Source organism: Sulfuritalea sp. (assembly GCF_031426875.1).
Classification (GTDB): Bacteria; Pseudomonadota; Gammaproteobacteria; order Burkholderiales; family Rhodocyclaceae; genus Sulfuritalea.
Genome location: NZ_JASJPC010000019.1, coordinates 44,665 through 67,182, shown reverse-complemented (window position 1 = coordinate 67,182; position 22,518 = coordinate 44,665). Strand labels below are relative to the sequence as shown.

General features: G+C 64.1%; 24 protein-coding genes. 11 read left to right on the top strand and 13 right to left on the bottom strand.

From position 1 onward, the window contains the following. Positions 1–11 precede the first annotated feature (11 nt). The 5 genes from hrpA to RMO95_RS08630 form a co-directional block, all read right to left on the bottom strand. Positions 12–3,857 (bottom strand): ATP-dependent RNA helicase HrpA, encoded by a 3,846-nt coding sequence (gene hrpA, locus RMO95_RS08650; RefSeq protein ID WP_310450212.1) that lies wholly within the window; start codon positions 3,855–3,857, stop codon positions 12–14. A gap of 253 nt (positions 3,858–4,110) precedes the next feature. Further along, complete coding sequence (locus RMO95_RS08645) at positions 4,111–4,758, bottom strand: Fic family protein (protein WP_310450211.1); 648 nt, start codon at positions 4,756–4,758, stop codon at positions 4,111–4,113. Further along, a complete protein-coding gene (locus RMO95_RS08640; RefSeq protein ID WP_310450210.1) occupies positions 4,755–5,252 on the bottom strand; it encodes a GNAT family N-acetyltransferase in 498 nt (165 codons plus the stop codon). The genes RMO95_RS08645 and RMO95_RS08640 overlap by 4 nt, the downstream gene beginning before the upstream one ends. Then, the gene (locus RMO95_RS08635; protein WP_310450209.1) at positions 5,253–5,522 is read right to left on the bottom strand and encodes a DUF1778 domain-containing protein; all 270 of its coding nucleotides are present in this window, start codon (positions 5,520–5,522) and stop codon (positions 5,253–5,255) included. 37 nt (positions 5,523–5,559) lie between these two features. Beyond that, complete coding sequence (locus RMO95_RS08630; RefSeq protein WP_310450208.1) at positions 5,560–5,976, bottom strand: hypothetical protein; 417 nt, start codon at positions 5,974–5,976, stop codon at positions 5,560–5,562. 122 nt (positions 5,977–6,098) lie between these two features. Between RMO95_RS08630 and RMO95_RS08625 the strand changes: the two genes are divergently transcribed. From RMO95_RS08625 to RMO95_RS08600, 6 genes are all read left to right on the top strand, one after another. After that, positions 6,099–7,034, top strand: a complete 936-nt coding sequence (locus RMO95_RS08625) for a phosphatidylglycerol lysyltransferase domain-containing protein (protein WP_310450207.1) — start codon at positions 6,099–6,101, stop codon at positions 7,032–7,034. A gap of 108 nt (positions 7,035–7,142) precedes the next feature. After that, positions 7,143–7,682 (top strand): SET domain-containing protein, encoded by a 540-nt coding sequence (locus tag RMO95_RS08620; RefSeq protein ID WP_310450206.1) that lies wholly within the window; start codon positions 7,143–7,145, stop codon positions 7,680–7,682. Continuing rightward, positions 7,618–8,274, top strand: a complete 657-nt coding sequence (locus RMO95_RS08615) for an SET domain-containing protein-lysine N-methyltransferase (protein ID WP_310450205.1) — start codon at positions 7,618–7,620, stop codon at positions 8,272–8,274. The genes RMO95_RS08620 and RMO95_RS08615 overlap by 65 nt, the downstream gene beginning before the upstream one ends. Before the next feature lie 48 nt (positions 8,275–8,322). Continuing rightward, entirely contained in the window at positions 8,323–9,135 is an 813-nt protein-coding gene (locus tag RMO95_RS08610; RefSeq protein WP_310450204.1) for a 50S ribosomal protein L11 methyltransferase, read from the top strand. Continuing rightward, positions 9,096–10,061 (top strand): DMT family transporter, encoded by a 966-nt coding sequence (locus RMO95_RS08605; protein ID WP_310450203.1) that lies wholly within the window; start codon positions 9,096–9,098, stop codon positions 10,059–10,061. Before RMO95_RS08610 ends, RMO95_RS08605 begins: the two co-directional genes overlap by 40 nt. Before the next feature lie 29 nt (positions 10,062–10,090). Next, on the top strand, positions 10,091–10,624 hold the full coding sequence (locus RMO95_RS08600) for a hypothetical protein (RefSeq protein WP_310450202.1): 534 nt from the start codon (positions 10,091–10,093) through the stop codon (positions 10,622–10,624). A gap of 49 nt (positions 10,625–10,673) precedes the next feature. Here the strand turns inward: RMO95_RS08600 and RMO95_RS08595 are convergent, their stop codons facing one another. The 3 genes from RMO95_RS08595 to crcB all read right to left on the bottom strand — a co-directional run bounded on the left by RMO95_RS08595 (position 10,674) and on the right by crcB (position 11,647). Continuing rightward, positions 10,674–10,970, bottom strand: coding sequence for a type II toxin-antitoxin system RelE/ParE family toxin (locus tag RMO95_RS08595; RefSeq protein ID WP_310450201.1), 297 nt, complete (start codon positions 10,968–10,970; stop codon positions 10,674–10,676). Beyond that, positions 10,967–11,188: an addiction module protein gene (locus tag RMO95_RS08590; protein ID WP_310450200.1), complete on the bottom strand. Its 222-nt coding sequence runs from the start codon at positions 11,186–11,188 to the stop codon at positions 10,967–10,969. The genes RMO95_RS08595 and RMO95_RS08590 overlap by 4 nt, the downstream gene beginning before the upstream one ends. Before the next feature lie 75 nt (positions 11,189–11,263). Next, entirely contained in the window at positions 11,264–11,647 is a 384-nt protein-coding gene (gene crcB, locus RMO95_RS08585) for a fluoride efflux transporter CrcB (protein WP_310450199.1), read from the bottom strand. A 60-nt stretch (positions 11,648–11,707) separates the two neighbouring features. Between crcB and RMO95_RS08580 the strand changes: the two genes are divergently transcribed. The 4 genes from RMO95_RS08580 (at position 11,708) to RMO95_RS08565 (ending at position 15,038) form a co-directional block, all read left to right on the top strand. Next, positions 11,708–13,504 (top strand): glutamine--tRNA ligase/YqeY domain fusion protein, encoded by a 1,797-nt coding sequence (locus RMO95_RS08580; protein ID WP_310450198.1) that lies wholly within the window; start codon positions 11,708–11,710, stop codon positions 13,502–13,504. After that, entirely contained in the window at positions 13,501–14,331 is an 831-nt protein-coding gene (gene pyrF / locus RMO95_RS08575) for an orotidine-5'-phosphate decarboxylase (protein ID WP_310450197.1), read from the top strand. The genes RMO95_RS08580 and pyrF overlap by 4 nt, the downstream gene beginning before the upstream one ends. A 122-nt stretch (positions 14,332–14,453) precedes the next feature. Next, positions 14,454–14,735 (top strand): type II toxin-antitoxin system RelE/ParE family toxin, encoded by a 282-nt coding sequence (locus tag RMO95_RS08570; RefSeq protein WP_310450196.1) that lies wholly within the window; start codon positions 14,454–14,456, stop codon positions 14,733–14,735. 12 nt (positions 14,736–14,747) lie between these two features. Then, positions 14,748–15,038, top strand: coding sequence for a HigA family addiction module antitoxin (locus RMO95_RS08565; RefSeq protein ID WP_310450195.1), 291 nt, complete (start codon positions 14,748–14,750; stop codon positions 15,036–15,038). Between the two features lie 90 nt (positions 15,039–15,128). On the opposite strand, the gene RMO95_RS08560 is transcribed toward RMO95_RS08565, so the two are convergent. The 3 genes from RMO95_RS08560 to RMO95_RS08550 all read right to left on the bottom strand — a co-directional run bounded on the left by RMO95_RS08560 (position 15,129) and on the right by RMO95_RS08550 (position 19,568). Continuing rightward, positions 15,129–15,548 carry a type II toxin-antitoxin system VapC family toxin gene (locus RMO95_RS08560; protein ID WP_310450194.1) on the bottom strand — a complete coding sequence of 140 codons (420 nt, stop codon included), beginning with the start codon at positions 15,546–15,548 and terminating at the stop codon, positions 15,129–15,131. Continuing rightward, the gene (locus RMO95_RS08555; RefSeq protein WP_310450193.1) at positions 15,545–15,808 is read right to left on the bottom strand and encodes an AbrB/MazE/SpoVT family DNA-binding domain-containing protein; all 264 of its coding nucleotides are present in this window, start codon (positions 15,806–15,808) and stop codon (positions 15,545–15,547) included. Before RMO95_RS08555 ends, RMO95_RS08560 begins: the two co-directional genes overlap by 4 nt. Before the next feature lie 133 nt (positions 15,809–15,941). Beyond that, positions 15,942–19,568: a PAS domain S-box protein gene (locus RMO95_RS08550; protein ID WP_310450192.1), complete on the bottom strand. Its 3,627-nt coding sequence runs from the start codon at positions 19,566–19,568 to the stop codon at positions 15,942–15,944. 151 nt (positions 19,569–19,719) lie between these two features. Between RMO95_RS08550 and RMO95_RS08545 the strand changes: the two genes are divergently transcribed. Then, entirely contained in the window at positions 19,720–20,718 is a 999-nt protein-coding gene (locus tag RMO95_RS08545; RefSeq protein WP_310450191.1) for a class 1 fructose-bisphosphatase, read from the top strand. Between the two features lie 19 nt (positions 20,719–20,737). Here the strand turns inward: RMO95_RS08545 and RMO95_RS08540 are convergent, their stop codons facing one another. Further along, on the bottom strand, positions 20,738–21,418 hold the full coding sequence (locus RMO95_RS08540; RefSeq protein ID WP_310450190.1) for a class II aldolase/adducin family protein: 681 nt from the start codon (positions 21,416–21,418) through the stop codon (positions 20,738–20,740). Further along, positions 21,415–22,503: an S-methyl-5-thioribose-1-phosphate isomerase gene (locus RMO95_RS08535; protein WP_409574937.1), complete on the bottom strand. Its 1,089-nt coding sequence runs from the start codon at positions 22,501–22,503 to the stop codon at positions 21,415–21,417. Before RMO95_RS08535 ends, RMO95_RS08540 begins: the two co-directional genes overlap by 4 nt. Positions 22,504–22,518: the final 15 nt, after the last annotated feature.

The window sequence follows — 22,518 nt, the reverse complement described above, 5'->3', positions numbered from 1 at the left end:
AGTTGTGCAGCTTACTTGTGTAACCGACTATCCCACATCTTCTGCAGGCGTTTCACCGATACCGGCGACGTGGTCTTCAGTTCCTGTGCGAACAGCGCCACGCGCAGCTCTTCGAGCAGCCAGCGGAACTCGTCGAGGAAAGTGTCATTCTGCTGGCCGGATTTGAGCATGGCATTGCGTTCGCGCTCCCAGGGACGACCCAGAGCCTGCCAGTCGGCCATCAGCCGCGTGTCGCGCGCCGGATCCGCGCGTGCCTTGTCCAGGCGCAGGCCGATCGCCTTGAGGTAGCGCGGATAGTGCTGCAGGCGCTCGAAGGGCGTCGTCGCGATGAATCTCGCATTTCCCCCACTGCGCATCAGTTCGGCCAGTTGCGCCGCGATATCGGCGCAGGCCTGCGGGAAAGCCTTTTGCAGCGCCGCAAGCTTCTTCGCCAGCGCCGCATGATCGGTCAGGATGCCGCCGAGCAGGCGCAGGATTTCCTGCGCCACCAGCAGGACGCGGCCGCGCGCCGCCTCGCGCCGCGCCGCGAACGCCGGCTCGTCGGCAGGCAGCGGGTCCATCAGGCAGGTGCGCTTCAGGGTCACCGCGATCAACTGTTCGCGCAGCTCTTTCTCGGTGCCCAGCGACACGAATTGCAGCGCAAGCTCGCGCAGGCCAGGCAGCTTCTCGATGGCCTTGACCTGAGCCGCCAACTGCAGCGCAAACAGCCGCGCCATGCCGCGCCGGTGTTCGGCGCGCGCCTTGTCCTCGGTATCGAAGGCCGTCAGGCGCACACTCTCGCCCATGTCGACCAGCGCCGGGAAACCCACCGTGGTGCCAGCGCCAACTTTCACTTCCATGAGCTCGGGCAAGGCGCCGAAGCTCCACGCGGTGAGGCCCGACAAGTCGCCTGCCGCCGCTTCGTGCTGCACTTCGGCCGTGGCATAGGCCTGCTCGACGCGGCCGCGATATTCGGCGCGCAGTTCCGCCAGGTTGCGCGAAATTGCCAGCGTGCCGCCGTGCTCGTCGGTGAGGCGGAAGTTCATGAACAGGTGCGGCCGCAATTCGCCGCTGCGGAAGGCATCGAGCGGCAGCTTCAGCGCCAGGTGCTCCTCGGCCGCTCGCGTCAGCGCGCGCACCAGCGGCTCGTCGCGGTCATGCTCGGCGTCGCAGAAATCGCCGGCGAACTCGTCGAGCGGCTGCAGGCGATGGCGGTACTTCTGCTGCAGGGTCTTCAGCAGCGCCAGCACCTTCTCCTTGAGCAGGCCCGGCACCAGCCACTCGCAGCGATTGGCCGGCAACTGGTTGAGCGCGGGCAGCGGCAGCGTCAGCGTGACGCCGTCATCGGCCGCGCCGGGATCATGGTGATAACTGAGCTTGAAGCTCTGGCCGCGATGCGTCAGTGCCGGCGGAAAGGCATCGGTAGTGATGCCCGCCGCCTCGTGCCGCATCAACTGTTCCTTTTCCAGGCAGAGCAGTTTCGGGTTGGCGGTCTCGGCCTCGCGCCGCCAGTGGTCGAAGGCCGCCAGGGTGATGATGCCCTCGGGAACTCTGGCATCGTAGAAGGCATGGATCAGCTCGTCGTCGACCAGCACGTCGGGCCGCCGCGACTTGTGCTCGAGCGCCTGGATTTCCTTCATGAGCTTGGCGTTGTGCTGAAAGAAGCGCCACTTCTTGACCCAGTCCTCGCCGACCTGGCCTTCGACCAGCGCCTCGCGGATCAGGATTTCGCGCGCCAGTTTCGGGTCCGTCGGACCGTAATGCACGCGGCGCTTGGCATGGATCATCAGGCCGTGCAGCGTGACGCGCTCCCAGGCCACGACCTGGCCCGGGCCCTTCTCCCAGTGCGGCTCATAGACATGCTTGCGGATCAGGTGGCCGCCGACCTGCTCCAGCCATTCCGGCTCGATTTTCGCGATGCAGCGGGCGAACAGGCGCGAGGTCTCGACGATCTCTGCGGCGACGATCCAGCGCCCGGCCTTCTTCAGCAGGCTGGAGCCGGGATGGATGTAGAAGCGGATGCCGCGCGCGCCGAGATAGTTTTTGTCCTCTTCGCTGACGAGGCCGATGTGGCCGAGCAGGCCGGTCAGCAGCGCCTTGTGGATCGCCTCGTAGCCGGAATCGCCCGCGCCGCCGGGCCGCCCCAAGGCGGGGGCGGCGTTTGAACCCGGAGCGGAGCGAACTGTCGTCACCCCCTCCCTCGGGGCAGGGGGCGGGGGGTAGGCACTCGTAATTTTCCAGCCGTGTTCATGACACAGCGCCATCAGCTGGCCATGCACGTCGCGCCACTCGCGCAGGCGCAGCCAGTTGATGAAATTCTGGCGGCACCACTGGCGCTGCTTGTTCGAGGTTTCGTGCTTCCAGATTTCGTCGCCGGCGGCCCAGAGCTTCAGGTAGGAAAGGAATTCGGACTTCTCGTCCTTCCACTTGGCATGGGCCTGATCGGCCGCCGCCGCGTGCTCCTGCGGCCGGTCGCGGGGGTCTTGCGTGCCCAGCGCGGCGGCGATGATCAATACCTCACGCAGGCACCCGTGCTCGCGCGCGGCGAGGATCATGCGGCCGATCTTCGGATCGAGCGGCAGCTTCGCCAGTTCGAAACCGACCTGGGTCAGTTCCTTCGTCGTCTCATCGATGGCGCCCAACTCGGCCAGCAGTTGATACCCATCCGCAATCATGCGCGGCAGCGGCGCTTCGAGGAAGGGGAAGTCCTCGACGTCGCCCAGGTGCAGCGACTTCATGCGCAGGATCACGCCGGCCAGGCTGGAGCGCAGTATCTCGGGTTCGGTGTAGGCCGGCCGCTGATTGAAATCCTCCTCGTCGTAGAGGCGGAAGCAGACGCCCGCCGAGACCCGCCCGCAGCGGCCGGCGCGCTGGCTGGCCGCCGCGCGCGAAATCGGCTCGACCTGCAGCTGCTCGACCTTGTTGCGATGGCTGTAGCGCTTGACGCGCGCCAACCCCGAATCGATCACGTAGCGAATGCCGGGCACGGTCAGCGAGGTCTCGGCGACGTTGGTCGCCAGCACCACGCGCTGTCCCTGATGCGAGGCGAAGACGCGGCCCTGCTCGACCGCGGTCTGGCGCGCGAACAGCGGCAGTACTTCCAGCCCCGGTGGATGGTGTTTCCTCAACGCCTCGGCCGCCTCGCGGATCTCGCGCTCGCCGGGTAGGAACACCAGCACGTCGCCCGGTCCCGTGCGATGGGCTTCGTCGACGGCGTCGACGATGGCGTCATTCAAGTCCGTGTCCTTCTTTTCGTCGAAGGGCCGGTAGCGCGTTTCGATCGGAAACAGCCGGCCGGAGACCTCGATCACCGGAGCACCGTCGAAGTGCCTGCTGAAGCGCTCGGCATCCAGCGTCGCCGAGGTGACGATGAGCTTCAGGTCGCGCCGTCTCACCAGCACCGACTTCAGGTAGCCGAGCAGGAAATCGATGTTGAGGCTGCGCTCGTGGGCTTCGTCGATCAGGATCGTGTCGTACTGGCGCAAGAGCGGATCGGTCTGGGTTTCCGCCAGCAGGATGCCGTCGGTCATCAGCTTGATGTAGGAGGACGGCGTGCTCTTGTCGGTGAAGCGGATCTTGAAGCCGACATGCTGCCCGACCTCGGACTTCAGTTCCTGCGCGATGCGCGTCGCGGTGGCGCGTGCGGCGATGCGCCGCGGCTGGGTGTGGCCGATCAGGCCGTTGAGGCCGCGGCCGATTTCGAGGCAGATCTTGGGCAACTGCGTGGTCTTGCCGGAACCTGTCTCGCCGCAGACGACGATGACCTGATGCTTGAGTATCGCCTCGCCGATCTCGGCTCGGCGCTGATTGACCGGCAGCGCTTCGTCATAGCTGAGCGCGGGCCGCGCCGCCCGCCGCGCCTCGGGATCGAACTTCAAGACCTACTCCGACAACCGGACACGATCCACCATCGCCGTCTCGCCAGTACCGACTCTTGGGCCTCGATTCATGGGACAATCTCCATGCGTTCAATTCCGACGAATACAGCACTCGCCATGGCGGCAACACTCCTCCAGCAAAATCCGTATCTGCGCGATCCGAAGACGCGCGAGGAATCCATACGGGTTGCCGTTTCCACTTCCTCGGCTGTCGAAGGCATCCGCAAGCCGTTTGCCGCAGGCAAAAAACCGGTCACGACGACAACCCGTAAGGTCGCGAAGTCCGGCCGATAACCGCGGCAAAGCGTTCTTCCAGCGGCGCATGGTTTCCCGAAAACGCCGCATGAATCGCGGCGATGTAGGCCTTCTTGCCCCGCCCCGCCAGCAGATCAAAATCCAGAGTCGGCAGCCCGGCCTGCAAAGCCATCAGATAGGCCAGCAGGCGCGCGCAGCGTCCGTTACCCTCGCGGAAGGGATGAATGATCACCAGCTCCGCATGGGTTCGCGCCAAAGCCCTGGCCAATCGCGGCGCGTCCATGTGGGCACAGGGCGTTCCCGCCGCCAGTTCTTTGCGCTCGAATTCCGCCATCAAGCGCGGAACCTGCGGCGCGGCAGCGAACATGAAGCCGCCCTTGGCGATATTTACGTTGCGGTACCGGCCAGCCCATTCGTAAATGCCGCTCAGCCATTGATGATGGAGCTCGCACAAATCGTCTGCGGTAAAGCGATGCGCGACATCGAAGCGCCCCACGGCCCAGCGCGTCACCGCCACCAACGCATCGGTTTCTGCCTGCTGCATGTCCCTGACGCGGCGAATGCCAAGTTTGTTTCGTAGCACGCGGTCACGCGAGCCAGGCTCGAATTCAGCCTCGATGCCGGCAGCGTCATAGCGAGACATCATGGCGTCTTGGTCTTCGCCAGCCTCGACAAGGGCAAGAACAGGCACATGGTATCGTCCAACGTCGGCTCGAAATGCAAGCGTTGGTAGAACTCGGCAGCCTGGGCATCTTTGGCATCCACCACGACGGCATAAAGGCCAACGCGCTCGGCAAACTCCAGCGCCAAATGAAGTGCAAACGCCAGCAAATCCCGGCCTATCCCCTTGCCCTGCGCCCGCTTATCCACCGCCAGGCGACCGATGCGCAACATTGGCGCCGGGTGACGCGGCAGTTTGAGTTGCGAAGGCAGCGCCCGCGCTTCCACCTGACCAACGCTGACAGTCACGAATCCAATGATGTCCACCCCGTTGTCGGCCAGCACCACGTAGGTCTTGCCAAATCCCCGACGTTGTTGCTGCCCTGCCCGACGCAGCAGAAAATCGTTCAGTGCAGCGTTGCCGCAGTCGAAGTCCTCGCGCCCGTGCCGCGCCTCCAGCAATTCGATACGCGGCGCCACTCAGCGTCGCGCCATCAATGCGCGCAGCGCCTCGTTAGGCTCCGACGGCTGTTCGCAAGCCGCTACGAAAGCATCAAAGGCCTTCTGCGAGAGCACCAGAGTGTCGTTGTCCGACACCACGCGCTGCGCCGCCTCGTAGGCGTTCTGCAGCATGAAGCCGGACACGGTGGTACCCATCAGCGCCGCGGCGCGCTCGATCAGCGCCTTGGCTTCGGGGCTGGTGCGCAGGTTGATGCGGGCGGATTCAGGGGCATGGGTGGCGGTGGGCATGGCTGACGTCTCCATAAACTGAAGGCTATATTGTACGTCAATTTGCCACACTCAATGGCAATACCCCATTCGCCTTCGCCAGCGCCACGATCACCTCGCGCGCCAGCTTGCGCTGCGGCACCGGCAGCTTGAGGAACAGTTCGAAGATTTCCCGCTCCTGGTAGCCGATACCTTCGTCCCAGCGTTTGCGGCGATCACGCACTGCCTTTGGTACAGCGTCGCCATAGCGCAGCGTCTGAGGCTCGACGCCCAGCCATTGGGCCAGAGCCAGCAACTTGTCCTGCGCCGGCACGGTCTCGCCCAGCAGCCAGCGCCGCACCCCATGCAGCGTCACCGCCTTGCCCCAGTAGCGCTGGTTGAATTCGCGCTCCAACACGGCTGGGCGCGGTTCGTAGCCGGCTTTGCGCATCGCCTCGCGTAACCGTTTCGCAAACGCCGCCTTTGATGTCTCCATGGCGCAACCTTATCCGCCGCGCCATCGGCCCATTACTTAACCGATCGCTGTATGCAACTACAATACGTTACAATCGGTTACGCTTGTTTCAAAGGGGAAAACCAGTCATGCCGGATCGGGCCATGCGCCAAATGCGGGAAGCCTGCGCCGAACGTCCGCCGCGTTCGCGGGTGATCCCTGTCTTTCCCGAATTCAAGTCACTGGAACTCGCTGACCGCGCGGCCATCGAGGCGGTGGTCCACTCCTTCCCGCCCTACTCGGATTTCAGTTTCACCAACCTGTATGCCTGGGGGGCGCAGGTATCGTCCCTGCATGGCAATCTGGCGGTGCGATTTGCCGACTACATCAGCGGCGCACCCTTCTTCAGCTTCATCGGCCGTAACCACGTGGCGGAAACCGCGATGCAACTGCTGGACCTGGCCAAGCAGGAATGCCAGTGCGCGGTCCTGCGCCTGGTTCCCGCGTGCGCGGCACCCGCGCTGACCGAGGCCGGCTTCGCCGTGACGGCGGACGAGGGAGCGACTGATTATGTGTTCGCCGTCGACCACGTCGCCGGCATGCACGAATGGACCGGGCACAGCGCGCGCCGCCGCATCCGCCGGTTTTCAACGCAGCATCCGGACTACTCGGTACGCTACTCGCCTTTGCACGCCATCGATGCCGACGAGTTCCGCGCGCTGTTCGCGCTGTGGGCACGGCGCAAAGGCTACGCGTCGCCGCAGGCCAGCCACGAGCATCACGCCTTCGAACGCTTTCTGCGGTCGGCCGATCCCAGCATCGAAACTGTCGGGCTGTACGTCGGCACGCGGTTGGTCGGGTTTTCATCATTCGAACGACTGCCGGGCGATACGGCCATCGTCCATTTCTCAAAAGCCGACCATGCCTTTCATGGCGGCGTTTGCGATGTCCTCTACTGGGAAGAAGCCCGCCTCCTGCACGCAGGGGGCATCAGGCACTATAACTGGGAACAAGACCTCGGGCTGCCGGGCCTGCATCAGTCGAAGAAGAAATATCAGCCCTGCCATTTCCTCACGAAATGCATCGTGCATGCCGTTTGACAAGCGAAGGAATACCGGGACGGAGAAAGCGAACATGAACGAATTCAAGTTCCATTGGCTCAATCCGAGGATCGAGCCGCGCCCCACTACCCCCCCCGCGGCGACGGCTTGTTCGCCACAAGCAGGCTCAAGAAGGGCGATTGCCTGCTCATGATTGGCGGCTACATCCTGACGGTCGAGGAAGAATCGCGGCTCCCTGGCAAGAGCGCCGACAACGGCGTGCAGATTGCGAAGGATCTGGTTTTATGCACCGTCCGACCGAAGGAGTACGGCGGCGTGAACTACCTGAACCACAGTTGCGAGCCGAATGCAGGCTTCAACGGACAGATCGCATTGGTTGCCATGCGCGATATCGCCAAGGACGAAGAGATCTCGATCGACTACGCGATGGTCTTGCACAAGGCCGGCAAGGGTCCGACTTACCGGCTTGCCTGTCTGTGTGGTGCCAGCACGTGCCGGGGAGTGGTCACGGAAAACGACTGGAAGATCGTCGCACTGCAAGAGAAATATCACGGCTACTTTCAGCCCTATCTGGAAGCGGAAATCGCAAAGCTCAGACAGCGACGCTTGAATCGACGCAATCATGAACAAGCGCAGCAAATCGCCGTCCCGCCAGCGCCGACTTTTCATCGGAAGGCAACAGGATGACCAAGCCCCCCCGCATTTCTACCCCGAAGCTCGCATCGAAATCAGGCCATCGATCATCCTGCCCGGCGAGATCCGCGTATTCGCCATGCGACGTTTTGCCAAGGATGCGGTCATCGTGCCCGCCGCGCACTTCGCCGATGTCAGGTTGTTGGAGTGGGCTGTGTTCGAGACGCTTGATGCGGTCACGAAACGCAAGCTCATGGGCTACTGCCCCGGCACGCCGGAAGGTTTGCTCGCACCCGCCGACCTCAACTACATCTCGGCGGCCTGGCAGATGAATCACAGTTGCCGGCCCAATGTCGGCTTCACCGCCGCCGACGATTTCGTCGCCATGCGCGCGATCAGGCGCGGCGAGGAACTGTGTTGGGATTATGGCTTCGCCGAGAGCAATCCGAAATTCCGCATGAAATGCCGTTGCGGCGCTAACGATTGCCGTGGCGTGGTGACCGGCAGGGATTGGCGGCGCCTGATGTCCGACCCGGACAAGCTTGCCTATTTTTCCGCCGACCTGCGAAGGCTCATGCCGGCCCAGCCACCTGGGAAGGTACGGCAAGCCGCCGTATTACCAGCGCCGACTTTTCAACAACGGTGATTTCTCCATGACTCTACCCCCCCCCCGCAATCCAATCCGTACTGGTCGATGACCGAAGGCACGTTCAATTGCCTGATCGACGAAGAACGCACCATGGCCTTTGCCAAGGCCATCGCCGCCACCGTCCGGCCGGGCGACGTGGTCGTCGATATGGGCACCGGCTCGGGAGTGCTGGCGATGCTGGCGGCCCGCGCCGGGGCGAAGAAGGTCTATGCGATTGAAATTGACCGAAGCAATATCGCCACCCTCGACGCCGTGTTCCGCGCCAACGGTCTGGAGGACAGGATCGTTCTCATCCACGGCGACGTGTGCAAGGTCGACCTGCCGGAAAAGGTCGACGTGATCATCGGCGAAATGATCGCCACGGCACTGATCGAGGAACTCCAGGTGCTGGCCACGAACAACATGCTGCGCTTCGCTAAACGCGGCAGACATGCGACGCGCGTTCTGCTCAGCGGCTACCGGACTTACCTCGACCTGGTGAACAATCCGGAGACCTACTACGGGCACAGCTTCAAGATCGTGCGCTACGAATATTCGGATATGCGCCAATTGAAATCAAAGTCGTTTTCAGAGAAGCAATTGATCTCCGATGTGGATTTCACCCGAATCAACACCGACTTGGAGGTGCAGCAGAACCTGGGCATTACCGTAATCCGGCGCGGCGAGATCAACGGCCTACGCCTGAACGGTGAAACCCGGTTCTTCGACGGCTCGACCCTGGGCGCAAGCTACGCCTACAGCTACCCGGTGATCCTGCCCATCGACACGCGCGAGGTGAGCAAGGGGCAGGTGTTGAAGGTGAAGATCGGCTACACGATTTGCGGCGGAATGAAGACGCTGCGATATTCCGTGGAGTAATCGCCATCCAGACCTGGTTCATCCTCGCGGTGATCTCGCCCCTGCTCTGGGCAATGTGCAACCACATCGACAAGATCGTCCTTGAGCGCTACTTCAAGGAAGGTGGCGTCGGCACGCTGATCATCGTATCGGCGCTTGCCTCGGTGATCGCGACGCCCTTCCTGTACATCATCGATCCGTCGGTGCTCAATGTCGGCAGGGGCAACCTTGGCATCATCGTTGTCACCGCCGTGCTCGACATCGTTCTGCTCTGGGCCTATCTCAACGCCATGCAAAGGGACAACTCCTCGCGGGTCATCGTCTATTACCAGTTGGTGCCGATCTTCGGCATCGTCGCGGGCTGGGTCTTTCTCGGGGAGGTCGTCAGCAAGGACCAGCTCGTGGCGATGGGGGTCGTCATCCTCGGCACGAGCATCGTCTCGCTGGAGAATGTCGAAGGCCGGTTCCGCTTCAAGGGCCGCACGGTCGGCTACATGCTGCTCGCCTGCACCTGCTGGGCGGCGGAGCTGGCCATCTTCAAGGTCGTGGCGCTGGAGGAGAACCCCTGGCGCTCGCTGTTCTGGAAACACATCGTGCTGATGGTACTGGGGGCGCTGATGTACCTGTTGATTCCCCGTTACCGCGCCAGTTTCCAGGCGGCCATGCGGACCAATTCGGTCCCCCTGCTCTCGGCCAACCTGCTCAACGAAGTGCTCTACATGCTGGGGACGGTCTCCTACGGCCTCGCGGCCATGCTGGCGCCGGTCTCGCTGGTGCTGCTCACCGAGACATTCCAGTCGATTTTCGTTTTCCTCATGGCGATCCTGATTGCCAGATTCGTTCCGCAATTTGCGACGGAAGCCGTCGACCGGACTCATGTCGCGCTAAAAGGAGTTGCCATATGCATCACCGGACTGGGCACCTACCTCCTGCTGGTCGCGCGATGACGACCCGGATCAGGACCTTTCTGCTCGCCTTGGCGCTGCTCGCGTCGCCGCTCGCCCTGGCCGACGGGCCGAACCTGTGGGTCGAGGCTGGCCTGCAGCGCCCGCAGGAAGGCAATGGCATCGACGAAGTGCTGGCCTGGATCGATGGCCCGATCGGCGGCCCGTTCGGCTGGTTCGTGTTCGCCTACCAGGACTCCGACGGCTACCGGGAGATCTATGGCGGGCCGACGATACGCCCCCTGCCGTGGCTGGAACTTGGCCTCGGCATGGGCCGCGAAAACGAGGGCAACCGCCATCGCCGCAGCGCGCATTTCTCGGCCGATGGCGAGATCGGCTCGATCTCGGGCTATTTCGAGAACGGCGCATCGGGCCCGTCGCACAAGCTGTACCTGAATTACTGGCTGAGGAATTCGCTCGGGGTCGGCCTGATGGAAGACCACTCGGGTCGCGGCCCGCGGGTGGTCTTCCGCATCGGGGAAAAGGCCAATCTCTGGGGCGCGCTGCTGCGCGACAAGTCGGACGGGACGACCAAGGCCGTCGCGGCGGTGAATTACCAGTTCTGAGGCTTCGGCGAAGCGCGGCTTGACGAAAGTCGGCGCTGGCGGGACGGCGTCAGCCGCGTTTAAGCCGTTCCGTGATCAAAGCGGGGTTCTGGCGGCAGTCGAGAACGCGCCAGACTTGGATATCCTCGCCCTCGACACGATAGTAGATTGCGTAGGGGAAGCGTCGCGACAGCGTACGGTGGTAGCCGAATACCTTCTGGTGGATGCCCGCATACAGCAGCAGGGAGTCGATATCCGAAAACAGGGAATCGAGAAAATAGTCGCCCAGTCCCGCCTGCTGTTTTTCGTAGAATCGGCGCCCCGCATCAAGGTCGTCGAGCGCCACGGAAAGCAGGCGAATTTTCAAGCTTGGCCGCGCTTGCGCAGTTGCTCTTTGGCGTCAACCCAATCCACAAAACGCGCGGTGCTCCCCGCCAGATCACCTTCGGCCTGTTTCAAGGCCTGCTCATGCCACGCGGGCGATTCGAAGCTCCCGTCAGCCGGCGCACTTAGCGAGTCCCAAAGCGCCTCCATCAGCTTCAGCTTTTCCGAAACCGGCATTTCCGCGATATCGATGGCAGTCATTGGCTTCTTCCTCTCTTGGTGCTTGCCGACCCCGAATGCTAACAAAAGTCGGCGCTGGTGAGGCGGCGCAAACAACTATTGCGCCAGCTTGTGGATGCTGTAAATGCCGAGCCCCGTCATCAGCAAGGAACCGAACAGGTGCAGGGCCGCCGCGCCCGCCGCCCAGCCGTAACGCGCGTTCTGGATCAGGTGCACCACTTCGGCGGAGAAAGTCGAGAAAGTGGTCAGCGCGCCGAGGAAGCCGGTGATGAAGAACAGCTTGAGTTCGAGCGGCATTTCGGCATTGAGGTGGAACACCATCACCGCCGCGCCGACCAGATAGCCGCCGATCAGGTTGGCCGCCAGGGTGCCCAGCGGCACGGCGACGAACAGCGGGTTGAGCCAGAGTCCGAGGCCGTAGCGCAACCAGGCGCCGAGTACGGCGCCGGCGCCGATGGCGAGAAGGGCGGACAGATTCATAGGGGCGCATTTTACGTCGCAACGGTAGAATTGCCGCTTTGCATCATGCTGCCGCGAACCATGGCCGAAATCGAAAAACCCTCCATCCGCGTGGATACCTTACCCGGCGCAAGCGCACGGGTAAATAACTTCATCCGCCACATCATCGACGCCGACCTCAAGGCCGGCAAGTACGCGTCGCGCCGCTGGAGCGGCAAGCCCGGGCCGGCTGCGCAGCAGAAAGTTGGCGCTAGCACTACGGTGGATGAGGCGAAGATAAGAACCCGCTTCCCGCCGGAGCCGAACGGCTACCTGCATTTCGGCCATGCCAAGTCGATCTGCCTGAACTTCGGCCTGGCGCAGGACTACGCCGGCGCCTGCCACCTGCGCTTCGACGACACCAATCCGGAGAAGGAAGAGCAGGAATACGTCGATTCCATCATCGACGCCGTGCATTGGCTGGGCTGGGATTGGCACGACAACAAGTACTTCGCCTCCGACTACTTCCAGTGGATGTACGACTTCGCCGAGAAGCTGATCGAGGCCGGCCATGCCTATGTCGACTCGCAGACCGCCGAGGAGATGCGCGCCAGCCGCGGCACGCTGACCGAGGCGGGCCGCAACTCGCCCTATCGCGAGCGCACGCCGGCCGAGAACCTCGCCCTGTTCCGCGCTATGCGCGCCGGCGAATTCGCCGACGGCACGCACATCCTGCGCGCCAAGGTGGATATGAGCTCGGGCAACATCAACCTGCGCGACCCGGCCATCTACCGCATTCGCCACGCCACGCACCACAACACCGGCGATACCTGGTGCATCTACCCGATGTACACCTACGCCCACCCGATCGAGGACGCGCTGGAGAACATCACGCATTCGATCTGCACCCTGGAGTTCGAGGACCAGCGGCCCTTCTACGACTGGCTGCTGGCGCGGCTGGCCGAGCTCGGTTGCGTCAATACGCCGCTGCCGCAGCAGATCGAATTTGCCCGGCTCAATCTGTCCTACGTCGTGCTGTCCAAGCGCAAGCTGATCCAGCTGGTCGAGGAGAAACACGTCGACGGCTGGGATGATCCGCGCCTGCCGACCCTGGTCGGCGCGCGCCGCCGCGGCTTCACGCCGGAAGCTTTTCGCCGCTTCGCCGAAATGATAGGCGTGACCAAGTCGGATTCCTGGATCGACATCAGCGTGCTGGAAGAATGCCAGCGCGAGCACCTCAACGAAACCGCGCCGCGCCGCATCGCCGTGCTCGACCCGGTCAAGCTCGTCATCGACAACTATCCCGAGGGCCAGGAAGAGGAATGCCTGGCCCCGAACCACCCGCAGAAGCCCGAGTGGGGCAAGCGCCCGGTGCCCTTCTCGAAGGAACTCTGGATCGAGCGCGAGGACTTCATGGAAGTCCCGTCCAAGGGCTACTTCCGCCTGTTCCCCGGCAACACCGTGCGCCTGCGCTATGGCTTCGTGGTCAAGTGCAGCGACTGCGACAAAGATGCAAACGGCAACATCACGGCCGTGCATTGCGAGTACATGGCCGACTCGAAGTCCGGCACGCCGGGTTCGGACAACTACAAGGTCAAGGGCAACATCCACTGGGTCTCGGCGCCGCATTCCTACGCCGCCGAGGTACGCCTCTACGACCGGCTGTTCGCCGCCGAGGCGCCGGGTGAAGGCGGGCGCGATTTCATCGCCGACCTCAACCCGGATTCGAAGCGGGTCATTCGCGCGCAACTCGAAGCGGCGCTGAAGGATGCCGCCGCCGAGGAGCGCTTCCAGTTCGAGCGCCACGGCTATTTCGTCGCCGACCGCGTCGATTCGAAACCCGGCGCGCCGGTGTTCAACCGCGCTGTGACGCTGAAAGATTCCTGGAGCAAGAAATGAGATTCACCGAGCAGCTCGCCGCAGCCTGGGCGAAGAACGACTCCCTGCTCTGCGTCGGTCTCGACCCCGACCCGGCGAAATTTCCCGCTCACCTCAAGGACCGGCCCGACGCGATATTCCGTTTCTGCGCCGAAATCGCCGACGCCACGGCCGACCTCGCCTGCGCCTTCAAGCCGCAGATCGCCTACTTCGCCGCGCGTCGCGCCGAGGACCAGCTCGAAGCGCTGATCGCCCACATCCACGACAGGCATCCGGGCGTGCCGGTGATCCTCGACGCCAAGCGCGGCGACATCGGCAGCACCGCCGAGCAGTACGCGATCGAGGCCTTCGAACGCTACCAGGCCAACGCCGTGACGGTGAACCCCTACATGGGCCGCGACTCGGTGGAGCCCTGGCTGGCCTACAAGGACAAGGGCGTGATCCTGCTTTGCCGCACCTCCAATCCCGGCGGCAGCGATCTGCAATTCCAGAAAGTTGGCGCTGGCGATACGGCGCTTTATGAACTCGTCGCGCAAATGGTGGCTCGCGACTGGAACCCGGATGGCAAATACGCCGGCCAACTGGGACTCGTGGTCGGCGCCACCTTCCCTGGCGAGATCGCGCGCGTGCGCGAGATCGTCGGCGACATGCCGCTGCTGGTGCCCGGCATCGGCGCCCAGGGCGGCGACATCGAAGCCACCGTGACCGCGGGCAAGACCGCTGCCGGAACCGGCCTGATGATCAACTCCTCGCGCGCCATCCTGTATGCGGGCAAGGGCGAAGACTACGCCGCGGCCGCGAGACAAGTGGCGCAAGAAACACGCGACGCGATCAACCGCTGGCGCTAGGTCGGGCGAAAGACATTACCCTCTTTATTACCCTCTTTTGAGGGTAATTACCCCTACTCCGAGTTTCACCGACCGCAGGCATGACGCTTGACGTTATATAACGCATAACGTTATACTTTGCCATGATTCTGGATTTCAAATGCACGGAGACGGAAGGCATCTGGTACGGCCGGGTATCCCGTCGTCTCCCCGGCGAAATCCAGAACATCGCCCGCCGCAAGCTGCGTATGCTGAACAATGCCGCCGCGCTCGCCGATCTGCGCATTCCGCCGGCCAACCGGCTGGAAGCGCTCAAAGGCAACCGCCGCGGCCAGCACAGCATCCGCATCAACGACCAGTGGCGCATTTGTTTCGTTTGGAACGCCAACGGCGCGACGGCGGTTGAAATTGTCGATTACCACTGACGGAGGATCGTCATGAAGAAGCTGCCCAACATCCACCCCGGTGAAGTGCTGCTGGAAGAATTTCTGCTGCCGATGAACATCAGCCAGAACGCGCTGGCCCGCGCCATCGGCGTGCCGCCACGCCGCATCAACGAAATCGTCCTCGGCAAGCGCGCGATTTCCGCCGATACCGCCCTGCGCCTGGCCAAGACCTTCGGTACCTCGGAGTCTTTCTGGATGGGCTTGCAGGCGGATTACGATCTGGAAGAAGCGCGTTCGGGAATGGCGGCAACGCTTGATCAGGTTCAGCGGCTGGCGGCGTAGCGTTATTACCCCCACCGAGAGGTAATTGCCTCTTCTTCACCCAGCGCGCGGCCGGGCCATCTCCCACGCAGTTCAGGCATCACCCAGCAGTCATGGTCCCGGCACCGTCACATCGGGCACCAGCTTCAAGCGCTTCGCCCGACGCACGAACCCGCGATCATCGAAGCTGACGAACTGGCTGCATGCCGCGCTGCATACCCAATGCAGCGCATCGGCGAAGTCGAGGCCTTTTCGATGCAGATCGACGGCGTCCTTCACCGCCTCCCATCGCTCTACCGTCACATGAGGCATGCCCAGCAGGTGTTCGATGGCCTGGCAAAAGATATTCGGCTCCACTTCGTAGAAGCCGCGCATGACCCATTCGAATTCAAGTATCACCGTCAGCGGCACGAATACCGCCACGGATTCGAGCATCACGCGCCGGGCTCGCGGTCGCTGACGCTTGGCCTCGACGTCATCCGGATCGTCGCAATAAAACCGCGCAAGGATGTTCGTATCAACGGCAATCATGCCGCCGCTTCCTTCTTGCCCTTGAGCAGGCTGGCCGGATCAAAATCCGCCAGACGCCTCGGCTTGCCCTTGGCTTTCAGCTTGACGAGGCCATAACCGGCCGCAGGATCGGACGGCGTCACGCGCCGCCGGACAAGCAGGCGGATGGTGCCCCCCTCATCGACAAACTCGACCTGGGTGCCGGGCGTCAGGCCGTGACGTGCGCGAATCTCGGCGGGAATCACGATCTGACCTTTTTCGGTAAGCGTTGCGGCGGCCATGGCAAACTCCTGAGCGAGTAAACGTTTGCAGCATAGCACGTCGCTTACCAGGTAAGCGGGAGAGCAATATTGCCGGCCGCACCTCAACCCGCTCACCACCAAATCCGGGCCGCTGCCACGGCCGGGGAAGCCTCTACCGGCCTGGATCGATGCCGATCAGGCGACGGAAATCCGCCGCGGGCAGCGGCCGGCCGAAGTGGTAGCCCTGCACCAGGTCGCAATTCATGGCGCGCAATTCGGCGGCCACGGCTTCGGTCTCGACGCCCTCGGCGACCACGCGCAGGCCGAGGCTGCGGGCCATCTGGATCACCGCGCGCACGATTGCCGCATCCTCCGGATCGGCGACGATGTCGCGGACAAAGGACTGGTCGATCTTCAGCTTATCCACGGCGAAGCGCTTGAGGTAGGCCAGACTCGAATAGCCGGTGCCGAAGTCGTCGATCGCCAGGCGCACGCCCAGCGCCTGCAGGCGCCCCATGGTCGCCAGCACCGATTCGGTGCCGTCGATCAGGATCGACTCGGTGAGCTCCAGTTCCAGTGCCGAGGGTTTCGCGCCGGCGGCGGCCAGCGCACGCAGCACCGTCTCTTCGACATCGCCCCGGCGAAACTGGATGGACGAGATATTCACCGCCATCGAAAGCTGCGCGTGCCCCGCCGCATGCCAGTGCGCCAGCTCGCGACAGGCTTCCTGCAGCACCCATTCGCCGAGCGGCACGATCAGGCCGCTGTGTTCCGCCGCGGCAATGAAATGCCCCGGCGCAACCAGGCCCTGCTGCGGACTCTGCCAGCGCAACAAGGCTTCGCCGCCGACGATGCGGCCGCTCGTCAGATCGACCAGCGGCTGGTAGTACAGCACGAATTCGTCGCGTTCCAGGGCGCGGCGCAGGTTGTTGTGCAGGTCCAGCCTTTCCTGCGCGTCGGCATTCATGCGCTCGGTATAGAAGCGGAAGGCATTGCGGCCGGCGGCCTTGGCGTGGTACATCGCCGTATCGGCCTTCCTCAGCAGCATGTCGAAAGCGTCGCCGTCCTCCGGATAGACGGCGATGCCGACCGATGCCGAAATCTTCGCCTCGTGCGCCTCGATGTGGAAGGATTCGCCCAGCACCGTCATCATTTTCGCGGCGATCTGGGCCGGCACTTCGGAACTGTGCAGATCGGTCAGCACCACGAGGAATTCGTCGCCGCCATGGCGGCTGATCGTGTCGGACTCGCGCACGCAGGCCAGCAGGCGCTGTGCGGCGTCGCGCAGCAGCACGTCGCCCACCGGGTGCCCGTAGGAGTCGTTGACGGTCTTGAAGCGATCGAGATCCACGAACAGCAGCGCCACCTTCCTGCCGGTGCGTTCACCATGCGCGATCGCCTGTTCCATGCGGTCCTTGAGCAGCAGGCGGTTGGGCAGGCCGGTCAGCGGGTCGTGGTGGGCGAGGAACTCGATCTTCGCCTCGGTCGCCTTGCGCTCGCTGATGTCGGAAAATATGCCGACGAAATGGGTGATCCTGCCCGCGCCGTCGCGCACCGATGAAATGCCCAGCCATTCCGGGAATACCTCGCCGTTGCGCCGCCGGTTCCAGATCTCGCCCTGCCAGTAGCCGGTGGCGAGCAGGGCCTGCCACATGTCGCGGAAAAATTCGCGGTTGTGGTTGCCGGAGGCGAGCATGCTGGCGTTGCGGCCGACGGCATCGGCCGGGGAATACCCGGTGACCCGGGTGAATGCCTGATTGACCGAGATCATGCGGCCCGCGGTGTCGGTGATCATGATCGCCTCGCCGCTGCTCTCGAATACCTTGGCCGCCAGGCGCAGTTCCTCTTCGGCGTGGCGCTGCCTGGTATTGTCGCGGGTGGTGCCCTCGACGCCCGCGATATTGCCGTCGGCATCGTGAATGAAATGCGCCGTGGTCAGCACCCACAACTCATGGCCGTCCTTGTGCCGCAAGCGCGACTCGCCGCCGACGATATGGCCGCCGTTGGCCTGCATGCGGGCCAGAAACTCGTCGCGATCGGACTGCGAGCAATAAAGATCGGCCAGCTTGCGGCCCAGCACCTCCTCGGCCGTATAGCCCAGCAGTTGCAGGACGGAGTGCGAAGCGCGCACGATGCGACCATCCCGGTCGGTCCGGTAATAGGTATCCTGCAGATCGTCGAGAATGCCGCGCAGTTCGCGCTCGGATTCGGCCACGGCGCGCTGCGCTTCGATGATCGGGCTGAGATCGGTGATGAAGCCGAATGAGCCGACCACCTCGCCCTTCTCGTTGCGATGCGTCGAATTGTTGAGCAGGATGGGAAAGGTGCTGCCGTTCTTGCGGCGGGCGATCAGCTGAAACCGTCGGTGATCGGTGGTGTCGATGCGCCGGATCTGCGCCGCAAGATCGGCCTGGCTCTCCTCGGTGATGAAATCGAAGGGGGTTTTACCCAGCCACTCGGCTGCGGGGTAACCGAACAGCCGGCACAGGGTGTCGTTGACCTCGATGAAGCGGCGTTCGTGGTCGATCGCGAAATAGCCATCGGTGGCGCTGTCGATCACATGACGGTAGTAGCGCTCGCCCTCGCGCAGCGCGGCCTCGATTTTCAGCGTGGCGGAGGTATCGCGAAAGATCGCCACGTGCAGCAGACGCTCGCCGTCGTGCACCTGATAGACACGCACCTCGACCGGCAGCAGGCTGCCGTCGCGGCGGCGGAAGTCGGTGCTGACGACGCGCACCTGGTCGCTCAAACCGGCGTTCCAGTCGCGCCAGCCGGCCACGTCGGCGAAGCCGGTCAATATCTCCCAGACGTGGCGGCCGATCACCTCGCGGCGCGGATAGCCGAGCATCTCGACCGCGCGGTCGTTGAGGTCCACATAAACGCCGCTGGCCACGTCGGCGAGAAACACGCCGTCGCCGATGCGGTCGAACACGCTGCCGAGAATCAAGTGGCGGCCGATCTCGGCGTAACGTCCGCCGGCCTTGAGCAGCTTGCTGCGCAGACGGGCGATGGTGTTGCGCAGGACCTCGACGTGGCGTCCCTGCATGGCGCGGACGATTTCATGGCGCGTCACCACGCCCAGCATGCGGCCATCGTCGACCACCAGCAGGCGGCGTACCTTCAGTTCCGTCATCAGTTGCACTGCTTGCTGCAGTGGCCGGGCCGGCGCAATGGAATGCACGCCGCGCGTCATCACCTCGGCCAGCGGCGTCCCCAGGCGCTCGCCGCCGCCGGCGCAACGCACCACGTCGCGATCGGTCAGGATACCCACCGCCGCGCCGGCCTCGGTCACCACCACGTGATCGCTGCACCGCCGGTGCATCAGGCGCAGGGCTTCGCCCAGCGTGGCACCGAGGTCCAAGGCCCTGAGATCCTGCGTCATCGCCGTGGCGACGGTCTTCAGCTCCAGGAAGTATTCGTCGTCGAGGTGGGCCAGGAAATCCGCTTCGGATATCACGCCCGCCACGCGGCCGTCGCCATCCACCGCAACCAGATGGCGCACACCATGCTCCAGCATGTGCAAGTGCGCATCGTGATAATCGACCGAGGCCGGCAGGGTCACCACCGGGCTGCTCATCACGTCGCCCACGGGAATTGCCTGAACGATCACCCCTTCGGCCAGCAAGGCCACGGCGTCACGCTCGGTGAAAATGCCGCAGGGGCGCCGCTCTTCATCGACCACCACGATGCAGCTGATGCGCTCGCGCTCCATGCTGCGCAGCACGTCGCCCAGCGCCGCCGCCGCGTTGCAGGTCACTACGTCGACGGTAAGAATCGATTCCAGGGAAAGGGCGTTCACTGCAGCGGGCCGCTATGTCCAAAACATCGAGAATATCACCAAAGACATATCCATCCATGACCCCGGCGCGGGTCGCTGGTGGGCGCGCCAGATGCAGGTGGTGCATCGGTATAATGCGCGGCTCTTTTCATCCACCTACCGCGAAAAAACCATGCGCCACATGACTCTTTCCCGCTTCCTGATCGAGGAGCAACGCGACAAGAACGTGATTTCTCCCGATTTGCGACTGCTGGTCGAGGTGGTTTCGCGCGCCTGCAAGGCGATTTCCATCGCCATCGGCAAGGGCGGCATGGCCGACGTGCTGGGCAGCGCCGGCAGCGACAACGTGCAGGGCGAGGTGCAGAAGAAGCTCGACGTGATTTCCAACGAAATCCTGCTCGATGCCAACGAGTGGGGCGGCCACCTGGCCGGCATGGCCTCGGAGGAAATGGAGCTGCCGCACGCCATCCCCAACCGCTACCCGAAAGGCGAATACCTGCTGCTGTTCGATCCGCTCGACGGCTCGTCGAACATCGACGTGAATGTCTCGGTCGGCACCATCTTTTCGGTGCTGCAATGCCCCGAAGGCATGGACCCGACCGAGCAGGCCTTCCTGCAGCCCGGCACGCGCCAGGTCTGCGCCGGCTATGCCGTGTATGGGCCGACCACGCTGCTGGTGCTGACACTGGGCGACGGCGTCAATGTGTTCACCCTCGATCGCGAATTCGGCCGCTTCGTGCTGACCCAGGCCAACGTCAGGATTCCCGAGGAGACGCGCGAATTCGCCATCAACGCGTCCAACGCGCGCTACTGGGACGCCCCGGTCAAGCGCTATGTCGACGAACTGCTGGCCGGCAAGGACGGCCCGCGCGGACAAGACTTCAACATGCGCTGGGTAGCCTCGATGGTGGCCGACGTGCATCGCATCCTGAGCCGCGGCGGCATCTTCATGTACCCGGTCGACAGCAAGACGCGCGCCCAGGGCGGCAAGCTGCGCCTGATGTACGAAGCCAATCCGATGGCCATGATCGTCGAACAGGCGGGCGGCGCGGCCACCGACGGGCGGCGGCGCATCCTCGACATCCAGCCGGAGAAGCTGCACCAGCGCGTGCCGGTGATCCTCGGCTCGAAAAATGAAGTCGAGCGGGTGACGTCCTACCACGCCGCCTAGGCGGCGCCCGGAGCTTCTCTCAATCCTGCTGGCCGTAGCTGGCGAACTTCGCCAAGACGCAATCCATTTCCTTGGCGGCAAGTAGCTTCGGCGCACCCAGTTGCAGCACGCGCCAGTACTGCTCACAGAGCGTTTCGAGTTCCACGGCCAGCGCCAGGGCCTGATCGCAGTCGCGGCCGAACACCACCATGCCGTGATGCGCCATCAGGCAGGCGCTGCGAGCGTCGAGCGCGGCGATGATGGCGTCGGACAACTCCTGGCTGCCGAAGGTGGCGTAGGCCGCGCAGCGCACATCAGCGCCGCCGAAACGCGCCACCATGTAATGAAAGGCCGGCACGCCCTGCTGCTGGCAGGCCAGCGCGGTGGCGAAGGGCGAATGCGTATGCACCACGGCGCCCGCCTCGGGCCGCGCGGCGTAGATGTCGCGATGGAAACGCCACTCCGACGAGGGCTTGCGGCGGCCGCTCGCCGTTACCTGCCCGCGAAGCGGAATCCCAGGTACGCAGAGCGCGTCAGCGCCAACTCTCACCATGTCGGCAGGCTCGCAGGCGTCATAGGCCATGCCGGTCGGCGTGATCATGAAGCCGCCGTCGCAGCGCGCACTGACGTTGCCGGCGCTGCCGCGATTGATGCCGGAGGCATTCATCGCGCGCGCCGTGGCGAGCACTTTTCCAGCGAGATCGATGTTGATCGCGCTCATGGCCGCCACTGCGCCAGCGCATCCGCGGCGGCGATGCCTCGCTCGGAAATAATGCCGCCGATCAGCGCGGCCGGGGTCACATCGAAAGCCGGGTTGGCCACCGGCACCTCACCGGCGCCGAGTTCGTCGGCGGCGCGCTCCTCGATCGGGATCTGCGCGCCCGATGCGCAGGCGAAGTCGATGGTCGACAGCGGCGCCGCCACATAAAACGGCACGCCATGCGCCCGCGCGGCAAGCGCCTTGAGATAGGTGCCGATCTTGTTCGCCGTATCGCCATTCGCCGCGATGCGGTCGGCGCCGACGATCACCAGATCGACCTTGCCCTGCATCAGCAGCAGGCCGGCGGCATTGTCGGCAATCAGGGTATGCGGCACACCGGCCTCGGCAAGTTCCCAGGCGGTCAGCAGGCCCTGGTTGCGCGGCCGGGTTTCGGAGACCCAGACATGCACGGGAATGCCGGCGGCGTGCGCGGCGTACACCGGCGCCAGGGCGGTGCCGTGCTCGACGGTCGCCAGACGGCCCGCGTTGCAATGGGTCATGACGTTGACTACGTCACCGTCACAATATGCGCGCACCCCCTCCCGACCTCCCCCGCCAGGCGGGGAAGGCGATGACGTCAGCCCTTCCTGCGGAAGGGAATGGTTGGATCGGGCCGTCGCGTTGCGGATGCGCGCGATCAGCGGCAAGCCGTGCTGCCCTATGGCCGCGTTTGCCTCTTTGTCTTCATTCGCGATGGCGCGCGCCTCGTTCCAGGCAGCTTCACGCCGTGTCGCCAGCGCCAACTCTTGCAGCACGCGCCGCATGCGCGCCAGGGCCCAGTGCAGATTGACCGCGGTCGGCCGTGTCGCGGCGAGGGTTTCGATCACGTAGGCGAGGCGCGCATCGCCGGCGTCGTCGGCCAGGCCGAGCGCGACGCCGTAGGCGGCGGTGGCGCCGATCAGCGGCGCGCCGCGCACCTGCATGACGCGGATCGCCTGGACTGCGTCCTCCAGCGACGCCAGCCGCAGCATGACCGCCTCGCGCGGCAAACGCGTCTGGTCGAGGATCAGGACGGACGCATTGTGACCACTCGCGTCCTCGATCAGGGTCGGATGCCGTTC

Excerpts from the sequence above, each read along its gene's own strand:
- RMO95_RS08570 (WP_310450196.1), top strand. The coding sequence starts at position 14,454 with ATGATTCTGGATTTCAAATGCACGGAGACGGAAGGCATCTGGTACGGC.
- RMO95_RS08560 (WP_310450194.1), bottom strand. The coding sequence starts at position 15,548 with ATGATTGCCGTTGATACGAACATCCTTGCGCGGTTTTATTGCGACGAT.
- RMO95_RS08615 (WP_310450205.1), top strand. The coding sequence starts at position 7,618 with ATGAACAAGCGCAGCAAATCGCCGTCCCGCCAGCGCCGACTTTTCATC.
- RMO95_RS08635 (WP_310450209.1), bottom strand. The coding sequence starts at position 5,522 with ATGCCCACCGCCACCCATGCCCCTGAATCCGCCCGCATCAACCTGCGC.
- RMO95_RS08590 (WP_310450200.1), bottom strand. The coding sequence starts at position 11,188 with ATGACTGCCATCGATATCGCGGAAATGCCGGTTTCGGAAAAGCTGAAG.
- RMO95_RS08555 (WP_310450193.1), bottom strand. The coding sequence starts at position 15,808 with ATGGCCGCCGCAACGCTTACCGAAAAAGGTCAGATCGTGATTCCCGCC.
- pyrF (WP_310450197.1), top strand. The coding sequence starts at position 13,501 with ATGAGATTCACCGAGCAGCTCGCCGCAGCCTGGGCGAAGAACGACTCC.
- RMO95_RS08610 (WP_310450204.1), top strand. The coding sequence starts at position 8,323 with ATGACCGAAGGCACGTTCAATTGCCTGATCGACGAAGAACGCACCATG.
- RMO95_RS08625 (WP_310450207.1), top strand. The coding sequence starts at position 6,099 with ATGCGCCAAATGCGGGAAGCCTGCGCCGAACGTCCGCCGCGTTCGCGG.
- RMO95_RS08540 (WP_310450190.1), bottom strand. The coding sequence starts at position 21,418 with ATGAGCGCGATCAACATCGATCTCGCTGGAAAAGTGCTCGCCACGGCG.
- RMO95_RS08645 (WP_310450211.1), bottom strand. The coding sequence starts at position 4,758 with ATGATGTCTCGCTATGACGCTGCCGGCATCGAGGCTGAATTCGAGCCT.
- RMO95_RS08580 (WP_310450198.1), top strand. The coding sequence starts at position 11,708 with ATGGCCGAAATCGAAAAACCCTCCATCCGCGTGGATACCTTACCCGGC.
- RMO95_RS08565 (WP_310450195.1), top strand. The coding sequence starts at position 14,748 with ATGAAGAAGCTGCCCAACATCCACCCCGGTGAAGTGCTGCTGGAAGAA.
- RMO95_RS08545 (WP_310450191.1), top strand. The coding sequence starts at position 19,720 with ATGCGCCACATGACTCTTTCCCGCTTCCTGATCGAGGAGCAACGCGAC.
- crcB (WP_310450199.1), bottom strand. The coding sequence starts at position 11,647 with ATGAATCTGTCCGCCCTTCTCGCCATCGGCGCCGGCGCCGTACTCGGC.
- RMO95_RS08630 (WP_310450208.1), bottom strand. The coding sequence starts at position 5,976 with ATGGAGACATCAAAGGCGGCGTTTGCGAAACGGTTACGCGAGGCGATG.